Genomic DNA, 16,085 nt, shown 5'->3' with positions numbered 1-16,085 from the left:
CGCGCCGGGTGAGCCACGTCACCCATACCGACGCGGGTCAGCCCTGGGCCCGCCGCCGCCACAGATAGCCGCCGACGACTGCGGCGCTCCAGGCCAACGCCCACATGGTCAACCCCAGCAGGCTGAGCGCCGCGGCGTCGCCACCGGTGGCCCGGGCGGCGGCCATGATCGGCGGTGCCAGCCAGGGAGCCACCGAGCCGCTCAGGCCGAGCACCACCGCGCCGACACCGCCGAGGGCCAGGACCGCGACGCCGTACCCGGCCCCGCCCACCGACGCCCGACTGGCCAGAGCACCGAGGGCAACCGCAGCGGGTACGGCCACCAGGTGCGCCCACAGCCCCAGCGCGAGCCCGACCGGGATCGACCGGTCCCCCGGCTCGACCGGGCCGGAGACCCCACCGACCAACCACGGGAACAGCAGCCCGACGCCCACCGTCACCAGCGCTGCCACGCTGGCCGCGAGGAGACCCGCCGACCGCTCGCGGGCCACCCCGACCGCCACCTGCGCCAGCCGCCGCTGCACGTCCGGCTCCACGTCCAGGAGGATCTTGGTCTGCCAGGCGATGACGGGGAAGAGGACCACGGCCGAGACTCCGTACGCCTCCGCCGGCTGGGCACGACCGCCGCCGTAGAGGAGGCCGAGCGTGACGAGGCCGGCCAGCAGCGGCGCGATCGCGCGGCCGGTTCGTAGGAACCCCGCCAGCCGCATCCGGATCAGGGCGTTCACCGGGCCTCCCCCACTGCCGGCCCGACCGCCGCGTCGGTGGCGTCCGGTTGCTCCGCTGTCGACTCCCCGACCACCTGCGACGGCAGCTCGGCGGGTCGGGCGGCGCCGGCCTCCGGAAGCGGCTCGGCCTGTCGCGCCGGTGGCGCGGCGATGGGGGCGTCGACGCGTACCCGCAGAATGTGATGCCCCTCGGCGCGCAACCGGGCGACGGTGCCGGCGGCCCGCGCGGCCGGCACCGCGACCTCGACCACCGCGAGCGTCTCGTCCGCCGCGGACGTCTCCTCGGTCAGCGAACCGTCGGCCACCAGCCAGCGGCGCGCGGCCGGCAACCGGACCGTCTCGCCCCGGTGGTCACTGACCAGAACGGACCCCTCGGCGGCGAGCACCTCGTCGATCAGCTCGGGCACCAGCTCGCGGGTGGCGGCGTCCAGCCCCTCCCACGGCTCGTCGAGCACCAGCAGGCCGGGAGGGCACAGCATCGCCTGGGCCAGGCCCACCTTCTGCGCGGTGCCCTTCGACAGCTCCGGCAGACGGACCGTGCGGAAGGCGGACAGCCCGAGCCGGTCGACCCAGGACGCCACCGCCTCGTCGGCCGCCGCCCGGCCCAACCCGGCCACCCGGGCCATCCCGGTCAGGTAGCGGGCCACTGTGAACGGCTGGTCGGCCGGAAAACGCTCCGGCACCCAGCCCACCCGGGCGGGTCGGTCGGTGACCCGGCCGCGGCCCGGTCGGAGCACCCCGGCCGCCAACTGGAGCAGCGTGGACTTGCCCACCCCGTTGCGGCCCAGCACGACCGCCACCTCGCCCGGACCGATCCGCACGTCGACGCCCCGCAGCACCCACGGCCCCCGCCGGTGGTACCGCAACCAGACGTTCTCCAGTCGCATGGCGTCGAGCCTGCCACACCATGAACGCGCCGGGGCGCCGCCACAGTCGTGGCGGCGCCCCGGCGGAGCGAACTGTCGGCTCAGGCCTCGGCCGAGTCCTCACGGAGGTTCTTCACCAGGTTCGGGTCGACCGGGACACCCGGGCCCATCGTGGTGGTGAGGATGACCTTGCGGAGGTACTTGCCCTTGGCCGCGGACGGCTTGGCACGCAGCACCTCGTCGAGCACCGCGGCGTAGTTGTCCACCAGCTGGTTCTCCGTGAAGGAGGCCTTGCCGATGATCAGGTGCAGGTTGGAGTGCTTGTCCACCCGGAAGGTGATCTTGCCGCCCTTGATGTCCTGCACCGCCTTGGTGACGTCCATGGTCACCGTGCCGGTCTTCGGGTTCGGCATGAGACCGCGCGGGCCCAGGATCCGCGCGATCCGGCCGATCTTGGCCATCTGGTCCGGCGTGGCGATCGCCGCGTCGAAGTCGAGCCAACCGCCCTGGATCCGGGCGACCAGCTCGTCGGTGCCCACCTCGTCGGCACCCGCCGCGGCGGCCTCTTCGGCCTTCGCGCCGCTGGCGAACACGATCACGCGGGCGGTCTTACCGGTGCCGTGCGGCAGGTTGACCGTGCCGCGGACCATCTGGTCCGCCTTGCGGGGGTCGACGCCGAGGCGCATGGCGACCTCGACCGTGGCGTCGAACTTGACGTTGGTGGTCTCCTTGGCCAGCTTCACGGCCTCAGAGGGGGTGTAGAGCTTCGACCGGTCGATGACGTCGGCGGCCTTGCGGTAGCTCTTGCTGCGCTGCATTGCTGATTACTCCTGTGGTCTCTGGCGGGCCGCTCGGCGCGGGCCCTCCCACGGTCGGGTCGACGGCCTGGGCCGACGTCAGTCGTTGACGGTGATGCCCATCGACCGGGCGGTGCCGGCGATGATCTTCTCGGCCTGCTCGATGTCGTTGGCGTTGAGGTCGGCCATCTTCTTCTCGGCGATCTCACGCAGCTGGGCGCGGCTGACCGAGCCGACCTTCTCGGACTGCGGAACACCCGAGCCCTTCTGCACACCGGCGGCCTTGATCAGCAGTCGGGCGGCGGGCGGGGTCTTCAGCACGAACGTGAAGGACCGGTCCTCGTAGACGCTGATCTCGGCGGGGACGATGTCGCCCCGCTGGGACTCGGTCTGCGAGTTGTAGGACTTGCAGAACTCCATGATGTTCACGCCGTGCTGGCCGAGCGCGGGGCCGACCGGCGGGGCCGGCGTGGCCTGGCCCGCCGGCAGCTGAAGCGTGAACGTCTTGACGAGCTTCTTCTTCGGAGGCATGTCACTTCCTGGGGCTTGGAGCTGGGAAAATGCGGCTGTCGCCGCCCTCGGAGCGCGCACGGTCAGCGCGGTGCGACAGCGGCGACATTCAAGAGTAGCGCAGGCCGCAGCCCACTCGTCCGCCGAGGTCGAGCGGGAAGGCTACGCCGACGTCGGCGGCGGGCCGGGCCCGCCGCCGACGACCAGTCAGATCTTGGCGACCTGGTTGAAGTTGAGCTCCACCGGGGTCTCGCGACCGAAGATCGAAACCAGCACCTTGAGCTTCTGCTGGTCGGCGTTGATCTCGCTGATCGTGGCCGGCAGCGACGCGAAGGCACCGTCGGTGACGGTGACGGAGTCGCCCACCTCGAAGTCGAGGACCTTGATCTCCGGCTTCGCCTTCTTCTGCTCGGTCTCGACGGCCGGTGCCAGCCACTTCAGCACCTCGTCGAGGGAGAGCGGGGCGGGCCGGTCGGCCCGGTCGGTCGCGCCGACGAAGCCGGTAACACCCGGGGTGTTCCGGACACACGAGTAGGACTCGGCGGTCAGCTCCATCCGGACCAGGATGTAGCCCGGGAAGACCTTGGCCTGGATCTGGGAACGCTTACCGTTCTTGACCTCGACCTCTTCCCGGGTCGGCACCTCGACCTGGTAGATGAAGTCCTCCATGTCGAGGCTCGTGATCCGGGTCTCGAGGTTGGTCTTCACCTTGTTCTCGTAGCCGGCGTACGAATGCACCACGTACCAGTCACCAGGCGCGTAACGCAGCTTCTGCCTCAGCTCGGCGACCGCGTCGTAATCCTCGTCCGGTGCGGGCTCGGTCGTTGGGAACTCCGGCTCGCTGGCGGCCTCAACCGACTCGTCACCAGCCGCCGTCGCGACCGTGGACTGCTCGTCCACCGGTCCGGCGGTCTCGTCGTACTCAGGCACGCTCGCTCACTTCCGTCACTATCGGCTGGAGGCAGCCGGTCAGTCCGAGTTGCCGAAGACAAACAGCACGACCTTGGCGAAGCCGTAGTCCAGCACGCCGACGATCGTCAGCATCACCGCGACGAACGTCACCACCACGGCGGTGTAGGTCAGCAACTCCTTGCGGGTCGGCCAGATGACCTTACGCAGTTCGGCTACGACCTCGCGGAAGAACCGGGCGATGCGGCCGAACACGCCCACCCGACCCGTTTCCGACCGAGTGGTCGGCCGGCTGTCCGCCGACTCCGCCCGCGCACGCGACCGCGTGGCGGTGCCGCCCCGGGAAACCGGCTCGTCCGCGCCGGTGGCGTCGTCGTCGGCCACGTCGTCGACGATCTCGTCATCCAGACGATCGTCGCCGGCGTCCTCGCCGTGCCGCTTGTTGTCGGCCACTTCGCCCTCCGTCGCGGAATCTCGGGTCGCACGCCGAGCGGCGTACGCGGCGCTGGTCACGCCGGCCGGGCCCAACCGTCCCGCGACGGGCCGCGGCCGGTGGATCATCCGGAGGGCCCCGATTGCCTCGGAACCACCCCGCCGATGCCACCACCACGGGCCGGACGCCGCCATGGTGGCGGCGCGACCCACGGGAACGGTCAGGCCTGAGGCGCAGGGGTGACAGGACTTGAACCTGCAGCCTGCGGTTTTGGAGACCGCTGCTCTGCCAATTGAGCTACACCCCTATGTGGCAACACTCGCCCCACGCGGCCACAGACGACCGAGCAGGGGTCACTTGCCCCACGGCGGACCAGTGTACGGGTAGGCCCCCGACTTTCCCAACCGGTCTCCTCGCCACGCGTGGCGAGGAGGGCTCAGCGTGCCGTACGGATGGTTGCCCGGGCCTGTGAGAGCACCTTCTCGCCTAGGCAGGTCGCTGTCACGTCGAGGCGGGTCAGGCCGTCCTCGGTGACCTCACGGACCCGCGCGGTCACCTCGATCTCGGTGCCCTGGTCGTCGTCGGGCACCACCACCGGTCGGGTGAACCGAACGCCGTACTCGACCACCGCGTCCGGCGCCCCGGCCCACTCGGTGACCGCCCGGCCGACCAACGCCATGGTGAACATGCCATGAGCGATCACCCCGGGCAGACCAACAGTGGTGGCGACCCGGTCACTCCAGTGGATCGGGTTGAAGTCACCCGAGGCGCCGGCGTACTGCACCAGGTCGGCGCGGGTCACCCGGAACGTCTTGGCTGGAAAATCCATCTCAGGCCTCCCCGCGAATGACGTACCTGGCCCAGACGGCGACCACCGGTTCCCCGCCGACGGTGCTCACGTCGGTGCGCGTGGTCAGAAAGCCGTGCCCGCCCCGGGTGCTGACGTCCTCGATCGTGTTGGTGCAGACCAGCTCGTCACCAGCGACCACCGGCCGGGTGTACGCGAACCGCTGGTCGCCGTGCACCAGGCGGCTGTAGTCGACGCCCAGCTCCGGGTCCTCGATGATCTGACGGCTCGCGGCCATCGTGACGATCACCGGAAAGGTCGGCGGGGCCACCACGTCGCCGTGCCCCAGCGCCCGCGCGGCCTCCGGGTCGTGATGAGCCGGGTCCGTGGCACCGATGGCGCTGGCGAACTCACGGATCTTTTCTCGGCCCACCTGGTAGGGGGCGGTCGGCGGATAGGTCCGGCCGACGAAGGAAGGGTCCAGAGGCATGCCGCGAACCTACACGGAAAGCACAATCGCCGATCTGACCGGCAGGCGGCAGCGGAGCCGCGCCATACCGGTCAGATCGGCGATGGGAAAACTGCGACAGTGGCCGGCGCGAAGCCGGCAGCGATCAGCGGGTCTCGCGGTGGACCGTGTGCCGACCGTCACGCGGGCAGAACTTCTTCAGCTCGATGCGGTCGGGGTCGTTGCGCCGGTTCTTGCGCGTGATGTAGTTGCGCTCCTTGCACTCCACACACGCCAAAGTGATCTTCGGCCGGACATCGGTAGCCTTCGCCACGGCGGAGTGCCTTCCTCGCTAACGGAAACAACTACGACGCGCCAGCCTAGACGCTGACAGCGCGGACATGCAAAGTGGGCGCCAGAAGCGCCCATTCTTACGACCACCGGCAACGAGCCCGGAAGACGAGAGTAGCGGTGGCCGGACTTGAACCGGCGACACAGCGATTATGAGCCGCTTGCTCTACCATCTGAGCTACACCGCTGCGATGGGTCCAGCTGAACCCTCGAGCCCCCTTACGGAATCGAACCGTAGACCTTCTCCTTACCATGGAGACGCTCTGCCGACTGAGCTAAGGGGGCCTGCGCGATCTCCCCGTGGGGCGCGCAGGAGTAAGAGTACACGGCCCGGCTCGACAGGTGAAATCGGATCCCCGGTGATCGTCCGAGCCCTGGTCAGGGCACCACTCGGAGGCGCGGAAGCTCCCCTTCGGCGGTCGTCTCCGGCTCGACCTGAGCACCGAACCAGGCGGCCAACCGCTCGTACGGCAGGGGCCTGCTGAACAGGAAGCCCTGCCCGATCTCACAGCCGATGTCCTGGAGAAGCTCCAGCGTCAGCTCACTCTCCACACCCTCGGCGACCACGGCCAGGCCGAACTGCTGGGAGAGGGTCACCACGGCGTTGACGATGGCCAGGTCCCCCGGGTCGGTGGCCATGCCCTGCACGAAGGAGCGGTCCACCTTCACCTCGTGCACCGGCAGCCGGCGCAGGTGCGCCAGGGACGAGTCGCCCGTGCCGAAGTCGTCCACCGACAACCGGACGCCAAGGTCGCGCAGCCGTTGCAGGGTCGGGATGGGCCGGTCCGTGCCGTCCAGCACCCCCGACTCGGTGATCTCCAGGGTCAGACGCTGCGCCGGCACCCGATATTCGCTCAGCAGCTCCTGCACCCGGTCCGGGAAGTGCTGGTCGGTGAGCGTCCGGGCCGCGAGGTTGACCGCGATCGGCAACGGCTGGTCGGCCAGCGCCCAGTCCCGGCTGCGGCGCAGCCCCTCGCGGAGAACCACCTCCGTGAGCCTGCTCAACTGGCCGGTGTGCTCGGCCACCGCCACGAAGTCCTCGGGAGCCACGGTGCCGTGCGTCGGATGCTCCCAGCGGGCCAGGCACTCGACACCCACGAGGCGCCGGTCCCGAAGGGTCACCTTCGGCTGGAAGTAGACCTCCAGCTCGTTGTCGTCCAGTGCCCGGCGCAGATCGCCGGCCAGACCCAGCCGGCGCAGCGACCGGGACTCCAGCGCGGGGTTGAAGAGCTGCACGCTGCCCGGCACCGACTTGGCGGCAGTGGCCGCCAGGTCGACCCGCAGCAGCAGGGTCGCGGCGTCGCTGCCGTGATCCGGGTGTACGGCCACCCCGACGGCGGTGTTCACGTCCAGGGTGAGCGCGTCGAAGACCATCTCGTCGCGGATCTGGTCACGTAGTTGGGCGGCCAACTCGAGCGCGGCATCGGCGCTCTCCAGCCGTAGCGTCACCAGGAACTCGTCCCCGCCCGCCCGGCCGACCAGAGCCGACGACGGCGCGCTGGCCCGCAACCGGCTGGCCACCTCGGCGAGGACCTTGTCTCCGGCCGCGTGACCGAGGGACTCGTTGACCTGACGCAATCCGTCGACGTCGAAGAGCAGCAGCGCCACCACCTCGCCCGGGGCAGCGATCTTGAAGGACTCCTCGAGCGCGCCGATGATCCGCCGCCGGTTGGGCAGCCTGGTCAGCGCGTCGTGGTATGCGTCGTGCCGAAGCCTGTCGACCAGCCGCGAATTCTCCAGCGCCACCGCGGCGTGGGCGGCCACGGTCTCGAAGACCGGGATGTCCGCCGCCGTGAAGTGACCCACGTCGCTGAGCCGGTTGACCACTTCGAGGGTGCCGATGACCGCCTGACCAGACCGAAGTGGAACGACGATGACGTCTTTCACCTGGTCCTTGCTGAGCGCCCTACGGATCTCCTCGTCCTCCTCGAAGGCCCGACCGGCGGCCAATGTCCGGCCGGACTGCCGGGCACGTTCGCGAACGATGGAGGGAGTGAGCGCGACATCGAGCAGGCCACGGTCGTCGAGCCGGGCGCTCAACAGGACCTCGGGGTGGCGACCCTGGGCCGGCAGCCAGAGCGTGGCGTACTCGGCCTGCATCAGCGCGCGGACCCGGTCCAGAAGCGCGTCCACCAGGCCGCCCTCCTGGCCGCTCTCGCTGATGGCCCGCGTCAGCTCGTACATGCTGCCGAGCGTCCGGTGCTGGCGGAGGAACTGGGCGTAGGACCGGTAGACCAGGACGACCGCGATCGCCAACACGGCAATCAGGAGCACGGACCACAGGTTGGACTCGATCGCCATCAGGATCACCAACCCGACGACGCTGTTGATCGCACAGATCATCTGTGGAGCAGTGCCGTTACGGATCAGCTCCCACCCCGCCTGCCACCCGTGCAGCAAAGTGATTACCGCACTGATGGCTGCCAACGAGACCAGGCTGTTGACACTCACCACCGCGAAGAGGACAGCCCACGTCTTGGGGCCGACCTCGTCACCGATCGGAGGTAGCGCCAGTAGGACGACTCCCGCCAGAGAGGCGGCAACGGCCGCCCTGGCGAGGTTGAACCAGACCTTGGGGGCGCTGAGGCGCCGACGAAGCTGACCGATCAGAGCGGCCAGGACGGCGATGAGCACGACCGTCAGAGGTGGTAGGTAGAAGAAGGCGAGGAGGAGCGGAATCTCGATGACGATGACTTCGAGCGCCTGGCGACGCACCACGATCTGAAGCACCTGCGTGCTGGCAGCCACCATGACAGCGAAGATGACCACCGCCGCGAGGATGTTGCCCGGAGGTGGGGGCCCTGCCAGCGCCAGGACGAGTGAGCAGACGATGGCCAGCACCGCCAGCGGACCCGTGATCAGCCAAGCCTGCTCGTTGGATCTACGGGTCGGGGGTGGGCCAGGCTTCATTCCGCTCCCTCGCTGGGTGGTGCGGAGCGGGACTATCGGGAGACAGCGACGCCCTCGTCAACGGCCGAAGCCCCCCACGAGAAGTCGAACTGCTGAAAGTCCGTCGTCGCGCCGAGGAAGGAACCCGCGAACGCGACCGCGGCCACGAACGCGAGGGCGGCGCGAAGGCGGCGAGGCGTCCGTCCATACATCAGCGTGCTCCTGTCGGGGGGTCAGAACAAGAATCAGTGCCCCTGATCGTGCCACAGTCGAAACCACCCGCAAAGCCCACGTACGGCCGATCGGCATGGCCGACCGGGCGAGCGGCGACGCCAGTTGACCGCCGCGTAATAACGTGCAGACAGAGCGTCTACGCAACGCGATCTTCAACTTCCCATCGGCACATAGTGCGGCTTCCAGCCAAGGTGGCGAATCGGAAGTTTGCCCTTGCTGGCCCAGAGGCGACAAATCGCTCGACCGCTAGCTCCTTAGGCCCAAGGAGAGCCCATCCGGGCCCTGCAGATGCGGAGCCTGCGGCCCGGCCTGCGTACGCCGCGAGCTTCGCAACCCCTGACCCCCTACGTACCCCCGATGGTGAGCGTAGCTGGTATCTCCCCGCCGGAGGAGCCCGCGACGCAGAGAATCTGTTCGATCCCCTGATTCGGAAGCTCGCCGACAGGGACGGGCCGCAAGGGGGACGACCAAGCCGCGATGAGCACCCCGCACGCGCCTCCGACCCGACGGCCTCTCCCCGCCGCCCGGTCCACCCTCGACAGCGCCGCCCCGATCGCGGTTGCGCCCTGACGTCGCGCCGTCGCCGCTGGTCGACATGGGCCTCGTCAGGGAAGAGTCCTCTCCGACCACCGGTCGGGTTGCTTCTGTTCCGGCGAACGGCCGGCATCCGGCGGAAAGTCGCCACGAAGGCCCGCGCCTGGCTCTCGGGTGGTGCGACGCTGAGTAAGAATGCCGCTGCTCAGGGGGACCTTCTTGCGATTGTGGTGGGCGTGCGGCCCCAATCGCCACGATTCGTAAGACGAATTCATCGAAATGCCTGACGCTTTTAAACGGCACCATCGAAGCCCCTCGGCAAGTGGGGCGAAGTCCGGGTTATCGCAGCGGCCGGAATGCCGCCCGCACCTCGGCGGAGAAGAGCTCCGGCTCCTCCCAGGCCGCAAAGTGACCGCCACTGGCGGCTGGGCCAACACGTGGCCACGATCCGGCGGCGAGAGCTCGCCTCCGGCCCGTCGAGCCGGAACGGACGGCTTGGTTGTCGTCGGACATCTTCGCCACCTACCGGTGGAGTCAGCCGGCGCGCCGAGCGCGGGCGGCGCTGGCACGCGGCCAGTTTCGCAGCGGACGACGACTGGGCGGAGCGTTCTCCGATCACCCACCCCACCGGAACAGGGCCGTCGGTCCGCCCCGTTTGGCCGACCGGATCGGGCTCACCGTGATGGAGTTCAGCGCCTCAACGATCGAGCGCCGGGTCTCGGCGGTCACGTCATTTCGGGGTACGGGCGGCTGGGTGCGTACCCCATGGTGGGTTTTTCGGAGCCGGGCTACCGGCCGCGGGCCAACCTGGTCAGCCGTGAATCCTTGCCGGCCTGCCTTCTGTAGAAGCAGGTCAAGAGCACCGCTGCGCGGCGCGGCGCGTTGGTGGCAGACCGCCCGATGGCTTCCGCCCGTGCGCTGAGTTGGGGGCAGTCGATCCGCCGGCTACGGGCGGGCGACTCCCTCGTCCTGACCCACCGCGAAGCAGGCGACGACGCGGGAGCCGTCAGGTGCGAGGAAGAGCTGATAGAACCAGACCGTTCCGACGCCGCCAACCTCACCGATCAGCAACTCTCCCCGATCATCGGCCAAGATCAGCCGGTCCAAGGCCTGGGCGAATCCGAGCGTCCGGTTGCCACGTGAACGTGTGTGACGCTCTCGGCGTCGGTAGGTGGTAACCAGGGCCCCGATAGGTACCGCCCCGGCCCGGCCTCGTGCGCGGCGGGATCAAGCCCCGAAGCGGACGAGCCCTTGACGTCGACCGACAGGAGCAAGATCGACCCGCCCGCCATCTGCCCACGACCCGTCGTCAACGGCTGGACTCCGCAGGACGAACGACGACGGCCCCCGATCAGCATTCCTGCTGGTCAGGGGCCGTGTCTGCACCTGGTGGCGGGTAGAGGATTCGAACCTCTGAAGCTTTCGCGACGGATTTACAGTCCGCTCCCATTGGCCGCTCGGGCAACCCGCCAGGGCACCCCACCGCGTCGTAACGCGGCGGCGGAAGCAAGGATAGCGGCTCCACCCGGCAGCCATGCAACCGGGTACGGTCAGGGGGTCGTGCCGCTGGTCGGCGGCCGACGGCAGGCCCAGACCGCCGGACAGCAGGAGCAGAAACATGGCAGCGAACCCGTCGTTCGACATCGTGAGCAAGGTTGACCGCCAGGAGGTCGACAACGCCCTTCGGCAGGCGGAGAAGGAGCTTGCGACGCGGTTCGACTTCCGTGGCACCGGCGCCGAGATCTCCTGGTCCGGCGAGGAGGCGATCGGTCTTCAGGCGGAGACCGAGGAGCGTGTCCGTGCCGCGTTGGACGTGTTCAAGGAAAAGTTGGTCAAGCGGAACATTTCGCTGAAGTCGCTGGACGCCGGCGAGCCGCGGCCGTCCGGCAAGATTTTCAAGATCGACTGCAAGGTCATCCAGGGCATCGAGACGGACAAGGCCAAGGCGATCAGCAAGAAGATCCGCGACGAGGGCCCCAAGGGTGTGCAGGCCCAGATCCAGGGCGACCAGCTGCGAGTCACCGGCAAGAAGCGGGACGACCTCCAGGCGGTCATCGCACTGCTCAAGGGCGAGGACTTCGGCGTCGCCCTCCAGTTCAACAACTACAGGTAGGGCGGGGACGACCAGCCCGGTAGGGCGCTGCCTGGGCACACCGTCGCTCCCGGTCGTCGCTGGTCGGCCGATCGACCTCCGACGGCCCGGCGCGGCCTCGGTGTGGGCTTCGGCCTGGCAACGTTGCCCGGATGACCGCCCAGACACACTGGCAGGCGTGGCATGAGCCCTATGCCGATGAAGCGTCCCCGCTGTCGCGTCGACTGCGCCTGGTGCAGCAGCACATCGTGTCGTGGCTTGAGCAGCGTTCCGACGAGCGGCTGACCGCGGTGAGTGTGTGCGCGGGGCAGGGCCGTGACCTCATCGGCGTCCTCGCCTCGAGGTTTGACGCTCAACGCGTGCACGCGACCCTTCTTGAGTACGACGCGGGCAATGTGGCTGCCGCTCAGGCCGCCGCCGCGCAGGCCGGCCTCTCCACCATCGCGATCAGGCAGGCAGACGCGGGCCGACTGTCGTCGTACGTGGGGGCGGCCCCGGCTGACCTGCTGCTCATGGTCGGGGTTTTCGGCAACATCTCGAACGCCGACGTAGAGCGAACCGTTGCCGCCCTACCCCAGGTCTGCGCCGAGGGCGCCACCGTGATCTGGACCAGGACGCGGCGCGACCCGGACCTGACCCCGGCGGTACGGGGGTGGTTTCGGAATGCCGGCTTCGTGGAGCAGGCTTTCCACGCTCCGGACGGTGTTCGATTCTCTGTCGGCGTTCACCGTTTCGACGGCGCTCCGCGACCGCTGGAACCTACGGGGACCCTCTTCACGTTCCTGCGTTGACGCCAGCAGGTTGCTGCCCGAGATCCGCCGACCGACTATGTGGCGGTTCGGGTGACCGACCGCCAAGCGTCGTAGGCCCAACCGAGGTCACCCGAGTGCGTGTCGGTGAAGACCGTCTCCAGGTACGTCTCATCGGTGAAGGTGTAGCCGTGAAGGGTGGAGCCGACATCGCCGCCGTGGTGGTAGACCCAGGCGGCACGATGACCGATTCCGCCTCGGCCCCCTCGCCCAGCTTGACCGTGGGGTCTGGCGGTAGCTGGGCATCGAGCGAGGCGATGATGTCGACAGCATCGGCACACCGCCACGGCGCGCCGGGCACGACCAGGATCGTGCGGCCGGGCGCACACCAGGTTGCGCCGCCGTCCTTTGCGTGCTCAGTCGTCCAGTCACCATAGAGATCGATCGACCAACCGTCACCCAGATCCCGCCGCACGCCCTAATACTGCACCGGCAGTGCGCGTGGGACGCCGATGCGGCCGCCCGCGCACATGCTCGTCGCCAAGATCCGCGCACCATCAGGGATGTTGGTGTCTCCCGCACGCCCGAGGCAGCAACCTCCGGGACGTTGCGCGGATCGTGGGCGCGGAACGCGGAACGCGGGGCACGAAGCGCGAGGCGCGAGGCACGGAGCGTGGGGCGTGGCGCACGGAGCGTGGGGCGTGGCGCACGGAGCGTGGGGCGTGGGGCGTGGGCCTAAGGCGAGCGGGGTCAGTAGGTGACGCGGTACCAGTGTTCGGTCTCGCCGGTTAGGCGCACTAACCGCACCTTGGTGCCGCCCGGGTGGTCGAACATGCGCACCCCGTCGCCGAGCAGCACCGGGGCGAAGAACATGAGGACCTCGTCGAGCAGCCCGGCTTCGATGCACTGCTTGGCCACGTTCGCGCCGAGGACGTTGACGTACTTGTCCCCGGCTGCCTCCTTGGCCTGGGCGACGGCGGTGTGCAGGTCACCGACGAACGTGACGTCCGCGGGTGGCTCGGCCGGGGGTCGGTGGGTGAGGACGAACACCGGCCCGTGGTACTGGCCGCCGAACGCCCCTTCGCTGTCGGTGCCGCGGTTCGGGTCGTCGCCGCCGAAGGTGCCGTTGCCGGCCAGGATCGCGCCGACACTGTGCAGGAGGCGTTCCGCCGTCGGGTTCGCGCCCCCGAGGTGGTCCGTCAGCCAGGACATGTCACCGCCCGGGCCGGCGATGTAGCCGTCGAGGGACGCGGTCGCCGAGTACAGAACCTTGGCCATCAACCCAGCGTACGGCGCACCGCACCGGTTCGTTGATGTCGGGCTATCCCGCCCTGGGACAGCCCGACATCGAGGAAGCCGAGTGGATCAAGCGGGCGGAAGCCCGGGCGGTCAGGCGGGGACGGGCTGTTCGGCGCGTACCGCTGTGGTTTCCGCACGGGCGATGGGCCCGGCGGGGAGCGCGGCGACCCCGGCCGCGACGGCGACCGCCGCTCCGGCGAACAGGAACGCCCAGCGGACGCCTCCGGCGTGGTCGACGATCAGGCCGGCGACCGAGCCGCCGGCCGCGCTCGCCGCGACCGCCACTGTGACAACCCAGGTGTACGCCTCGTTCAGCATGCCGGCGGGGGCGATCCGGCCGACCAGGGTGTTCTCCAGGGTCAGCGCGGGCGCGATGGTGGCTCCGCCGACGACCAGCGCGACACCCAGGGCCAGTGGGGTGGGCATCACCGAGAACACCGCGAAGGTGCCGGCGAGGGCGGCGAGGAGCAGGGCGAACTGGCGGGTCATGTTCGGTGCCGGCTTGCGGACGCCGAACCAGACGCCGCCGGCGGCGCTGCCGAGCCCCCAGACCGCGAGGAGAAGGCCGGCCAGGCTCTCCGGGTCGTCGGTGGTGTGGCCGCTCGCGTACGCCGGGACGATCACCCCGGCGGCGCCGAACGCGATGCCCAGCCCGGCCACGCAGACCAGCAGGGCCGGGAAGCCGGCGACCCGCAGCGGCCCGAGGCCCCGGGCGTGGTGTTCCTTGGGGTGCGGCTGCCAGCCGCGCATGACCTGGCCGAGGGCCACGGCGGTGGTGCCGGCCAGGGTGACCACTGCCGCGCCGATCAGGGCGGCTGCCGCGTCGGCGACGAGGACGAAGCCGGCGACGAGCAGCGGGCCGAGCACGAAGACGATCTCGAAGAGCGTGGTCTCGGCGGCCAGTGCGGTGTTGCGCAGGGCGTACCTGCCGGAGTTGGGGCCGGTCAGGTCGTTCCAGGCGCCTCGGATGGCGGCGGTGAGCGGCGGGTACGTGGCACCGGCGACGCCGCTGGCGAGGTAGATGACGGCCAGGGCGTCGTCGCCCGAGCGGCTGGCGAGCAGCAGCCCGGTGAGCGCCAGGGGGTGGGCCACGGCGGTGACCAGCAGGACGGGGCTGGGGCCGACCCGGTCGGCGATCCGCCCGGCCACCGGGCTGAGCGCGGCACCGGCCACGGCGTAGATCCCGCCGGCCACGGCGGCCAACGAGTATCGGCCGGTCACCTGCTCGACCACCAGGAGCAGCGCCAGCGGGGTCATGCCGATCCCGAGCCGCCCGATGATGCCGGTGATCAGCAGCATCGGCGCGCCGGGGATTCGCCAGACTCCCAGGTACTGACGCAGCGCGACCACGGTGGACCTCCGGGATGTAATGAGTGTGGGCCGTCTATGACCCTAACGCCGCCGCCCAGCCGGCAGAAACCGGATAAGCAGCACTCCGCCCGTACCCGGGCGGCCGGGTACGGGCGGATGCGTCGATCAGTGGGTCAGCGCTGGAACTGAACCGGCCCGGAGTTGCGGGCCATCTGCTCCAGCCGGGCGACCCGGTCCTCCATCTTCGGGTGCGTGGCGAACAGCGCCGCCACGCCACCGCCCCGGAACGGGTTGGCGATCATGAGGTGCGCGGTGCTGGTGAGCTGGCCCTCGGCCGGCAGCGGCCGACGCCGGGCCACCGCGTCGATCTTGCGGAGCGCGCTGGCCAGCGCCAGCGGGTCGCGGCTCAGCTCTGCGCCCGAGGCGTCCGCCTGGAACTCGCGGCTCCGGCTGATCGCCAACTGGATCACGGTCGCCGCGATCGGGCCCAGGATCAGGGTCAGCAGCAGGACGGCCGGGTTCGGCCGGTCCTCGTCGTCCCCACCGCCGATCGGGATGAAGAAGGCGAGGTTCGCCAGCAGGGTGATGATGCTGGCCAGACCCGCAGCCACGCTGGAGATCAGGATGTCCCGGTTGTAGACGTGGGACAGCTCGTGCCCGATCACACCGCGCAGCTCGCGGTAGTCGAGGATCTCGGTGATGCCCTGGGTCACGCAGACGGCCGCGTGCTGCGGGTTACGGCCCGTGGCGAACGCGTTGGGCTGTGCCGTGGGGCTCACGTAGAGCCGGGGCATCGGCTGCCGGGCGTCGGCCGCCAACTCACGCACCATCCGGTACAGCTCGGGGAACTGTGCCTCGGTGACCGGTTGCGCCCCCATCGAGCGCAGTGCGATCTTGTCGGAGTAGAAGTAGGAAACGCCGTTCATGACCAGCGACACGACGACAGCGATGACCAGGCCACCACTGCCACCGAACCAGTAGCCCACCGCCAGGATCAGGGCGCTGAGCAGGCCAAGCAGCGCTGCGGTCTTCAGACGGTTGTGGTGCACGATCTCTCCTTCGGTGCACGGATCGCCGGGATCCGCTGACCGGTGCAACAACCCGGTACCCGCCAACCATCCGTTACAACGCTGAGAGTTGACTGAGACT

Annotated in this window: 15 protein-coding genes and 4 tRNA genes; 2 read left to right on the top strand and 17 right to left on the bottom strand. The window is 69.7% G+C overall.

The window, feature by feature from the left end:
• Window positions 1–37: 37 nt before the first annotated feature.
• The 14 genes from O3438_RS25835 to O3438_RS25770 all read right to left on the bottom strand — a co-directional run bounded on the left by O3438_RS25835 (window position 38) and on the right by O3438_RS25770 (window position 10,956).
• On the bottom strand, window positions 38–727 hold the full coding sequence (locus O3438_RS25835) for a hypothetical protein (protein ID WP_269682299.1): 690 nt from the start codon (window positions 725–727) through the stop codon (window positions 38–40).
• Window positions 724–1,614 carry an ATP-binding cassette domain-containing protein gene (locus tag O3438_RS25830; protein ID WP_269682298.1) on the bottom strand — a complete coding sequence of 297 codons (891 nt, stop codon included), beginning with the start codon at window positions 1,612–1,614 and terminating at the stop codon, window positions 724–726. The genes O3438_RS25835 and O3438_RS25830 overlap by 4 nt, the downstream gene beginning before the upstream one ends.
• A gap of 80 nt (window positions 1,615–1,694) precedes the next feature.
• Window positions 1,695–2,411 (bottom strand): 50S ribosomal protein L1, encoded by a 717-nt coding sequence (gene rplA, locus O3438_RS25825; protein ID WP_145778887.1) that lies wholly within the window; start codon window positions 2,409–2,411, stop codon window positions 1,695–1,697.
• A gap of 78 nt (window positions 2,412–2,489) precedes the next feature.
• The gene (gene rplK / locus O3438_RS25820; protein ID WP_145778886.1) at window positions 2,490–2,921 is read right to left on the bottom strand and encodes a 50S ribosomal protein L11; all 432 of its coding nucleotides are present in this window, start codon (window positions 2,919–2,921) and stop codon (window positions 2,490–2,492) included.
• A gap of 186 nt (window positions 2,922–3,107) precedes the next feature.
• Window positions 3,108–3,830 carry a transcription termination/antitermination protein NusG gene (gene nusG, locus O3438_RS25815; RefSeq protein WP_088987561.1) on the bottom strand — a complete coding sequence of 241 codons (723 nt, stop codon included), beginning with the start codon at window positions 3,828–3,830 and terminating at the stop codon, window positions 3,108–3,110.
• Between the two features lie 39 nt (window positions 3,831–3,869).
• Complete coding sequence (gene secE, locus O3438_RS25810) at window positions 3,870–4,262, bottom strand: preprotein translocase subunit SecE (RefSeq protein WP_269682297.1); 393 nt, start codon at window positions 4,260–4,262, stop codon at window positions 3,870–3,872.
• A gap of 214 nt (window positions 4,263–4,476) precedes the next feature.
• Window positions 4,477–4,549, bottom strand: a tRNA-Trp gene (locus O3438_RS25805).
• Between the two features lie 129 nt (window positions 4,550–4,678).
• Window positions 4,679–5,071, bottom strand: coding sequence for a MaoC family dehydratase (locus tag O3438_RS25800; protein ID WP_269682296.1), 393 nt, complete (start codon window positions 5,069–5,071; stop codon window positions 4,679–4,681).
• 1 nt (window position 5,072) lies between these two features.
• Complete coding sequence (locus O3438_RS25795; RefSeq protein ID WP_269682295.1) at window positions 5,073–5,519, bottom strand: MaoC family dehydratase N-terminal domain-containing protein; 447 nt, start codon at window positions 5,517–5,519, stop codon at window positions 5,073–5,075.
• Window positions 5,520–5,643: 124 nt separating this feature from the next.
• On the bottom strand, window positions 5,644–5,811 hold the full coding sequence (gene rpmG / locus O3438_RS25790) for a 50S ribosomal protein L33 (protein WP_007073056.1): 168 nt from the start codon (window positions 5,809–5,811) through the stop codon (window positions 5,644–5,646).
• A 132-nt stretch (window positions 5,812–5,943) separates the two neighbouring features.
• Window positions 5,944–6,016 (bottom strand) — tRNA-Met (locus O3438_RS25785).
• Window positions 6,017–6,040: 24 nt separating this feature from the next.
• Window positions 6,041–6,113 (bottom strand) — tRNA-Thr (locus O3438_RS25780).
• 93 nt (window positions 6,114–6,206) lie between these two features.
• Window positions 6,207–8,738: a putative bifunctional diguanylate cyclase/phosphodiesterase gene (locus tag O3438_RS25775; protein WP_269682294.1), complete on the bottom strand. Its 2,532-nt coding sequence runs from the start codon at window positions 8,736–8,738 to the stop codon at window positions 6,207–6,209.
• A gap of 2,134 nt (window positions 8,739–10,872) precedes the next feature.
• Window positions 10,873–10,956 (bottom strand) — tRNA-Tyr (locus tag O3438_RS25770).
• A gap of 147 nt (window positions 10,957–11,103) precedes the next feature.
• Between O3438_RS25770 and O3438_RS25765 the strand changes: the two genes are divergently transcribed.
• On the top strand, window positions 11,104–11,598 hold the full coding sequence (locus tag O3438_RS25765) for a YajQ family cyclic di-GMP-binding protein (RefSeq protein ID WP_088987555.1): 495 nt from the start codon (window positions 11,104–11,106) through the stop codon (window positions 11,596–11,598).
• A 131-nt stretch (window positions 11,599–11,729) separates the two neighbouring features.
• Window positions 11,730–12,368, top strand: a complete 639-nt coding sequence (locus O3438_RS25760; protein ID WP_269682293.1) for a class I SAM-dependent methyltransferase family protein — start codon at window positions 11,730–11,732, stop codon at window positions 12,366–12,368.
• A 708-nt stretch (window positions 12,369–13,076) separates the two neighbouring features.
• On the opposite strand, the gene O3438_RS25755 is transcribed toward O3438_RS25760, so the two are convergent.
• The 3 genes from O3438_RS25755 to htpX form a co-directional block, all read right to left on the bottom strand.
• Window positions 13,077–13,604 carry a dihydrofolate reductase family protein gene (locus O3438_RS25755; RefSeq protein WP_269682292.1) on the bottom strand — a complete coding sequence of 176 codons (528 nt, stop codon included), beginning with the start codon at window positions 13,602–13,604 and terminating at the stop codon, window positions 13,077–13,079.
• 111 nt (window positions 13,605–13,715) lie between these two features.
• Complete coding sequence (locus O3438_RS25750) at window positions 13,716–14,975, bottom strand: MFS transporter (protein ID WP_269682291.1); 1,260 nt, start codon at window positions 14,973–14,975, stop codon at window positions 13,716–13,718.
• A gap of 134 nt (window positions 14,976–15,109) precedes the next feature.
• Window positions 15,110–15,985 carry a zinc metalloprotease HtpX gene (htpX, locus tag O3438_RS25745; RefSeq protein ID WP_269682290.1) on the bottom strand — a complete coding sequence of 292 codons (876 nt, stop codon included), beginning with the start codon at window positions 15,983–15,985 and terminating at the stop codon, window positions 15,110–15,112.
• Window positions 15,986–16,085: the final 100 nt, after the last annotated feature.

This window comes from Micromonospora sp. WMMC250 (assembly GCF_027460215.1).
In the GTDB taxonomy this organism is placed as follows: domain Bacteria; phylum Actinomycetota; class Actinomycetes; order Mycobacteriales; family Micromonosporaceae; genus Micromonospora; species Micromonospora taraxaci.
The sequence above is the reverse complement of the archived record's forward strand: the minus strand, read 5'-3'. Positions and strand labels throughout refer to the sequence as shown.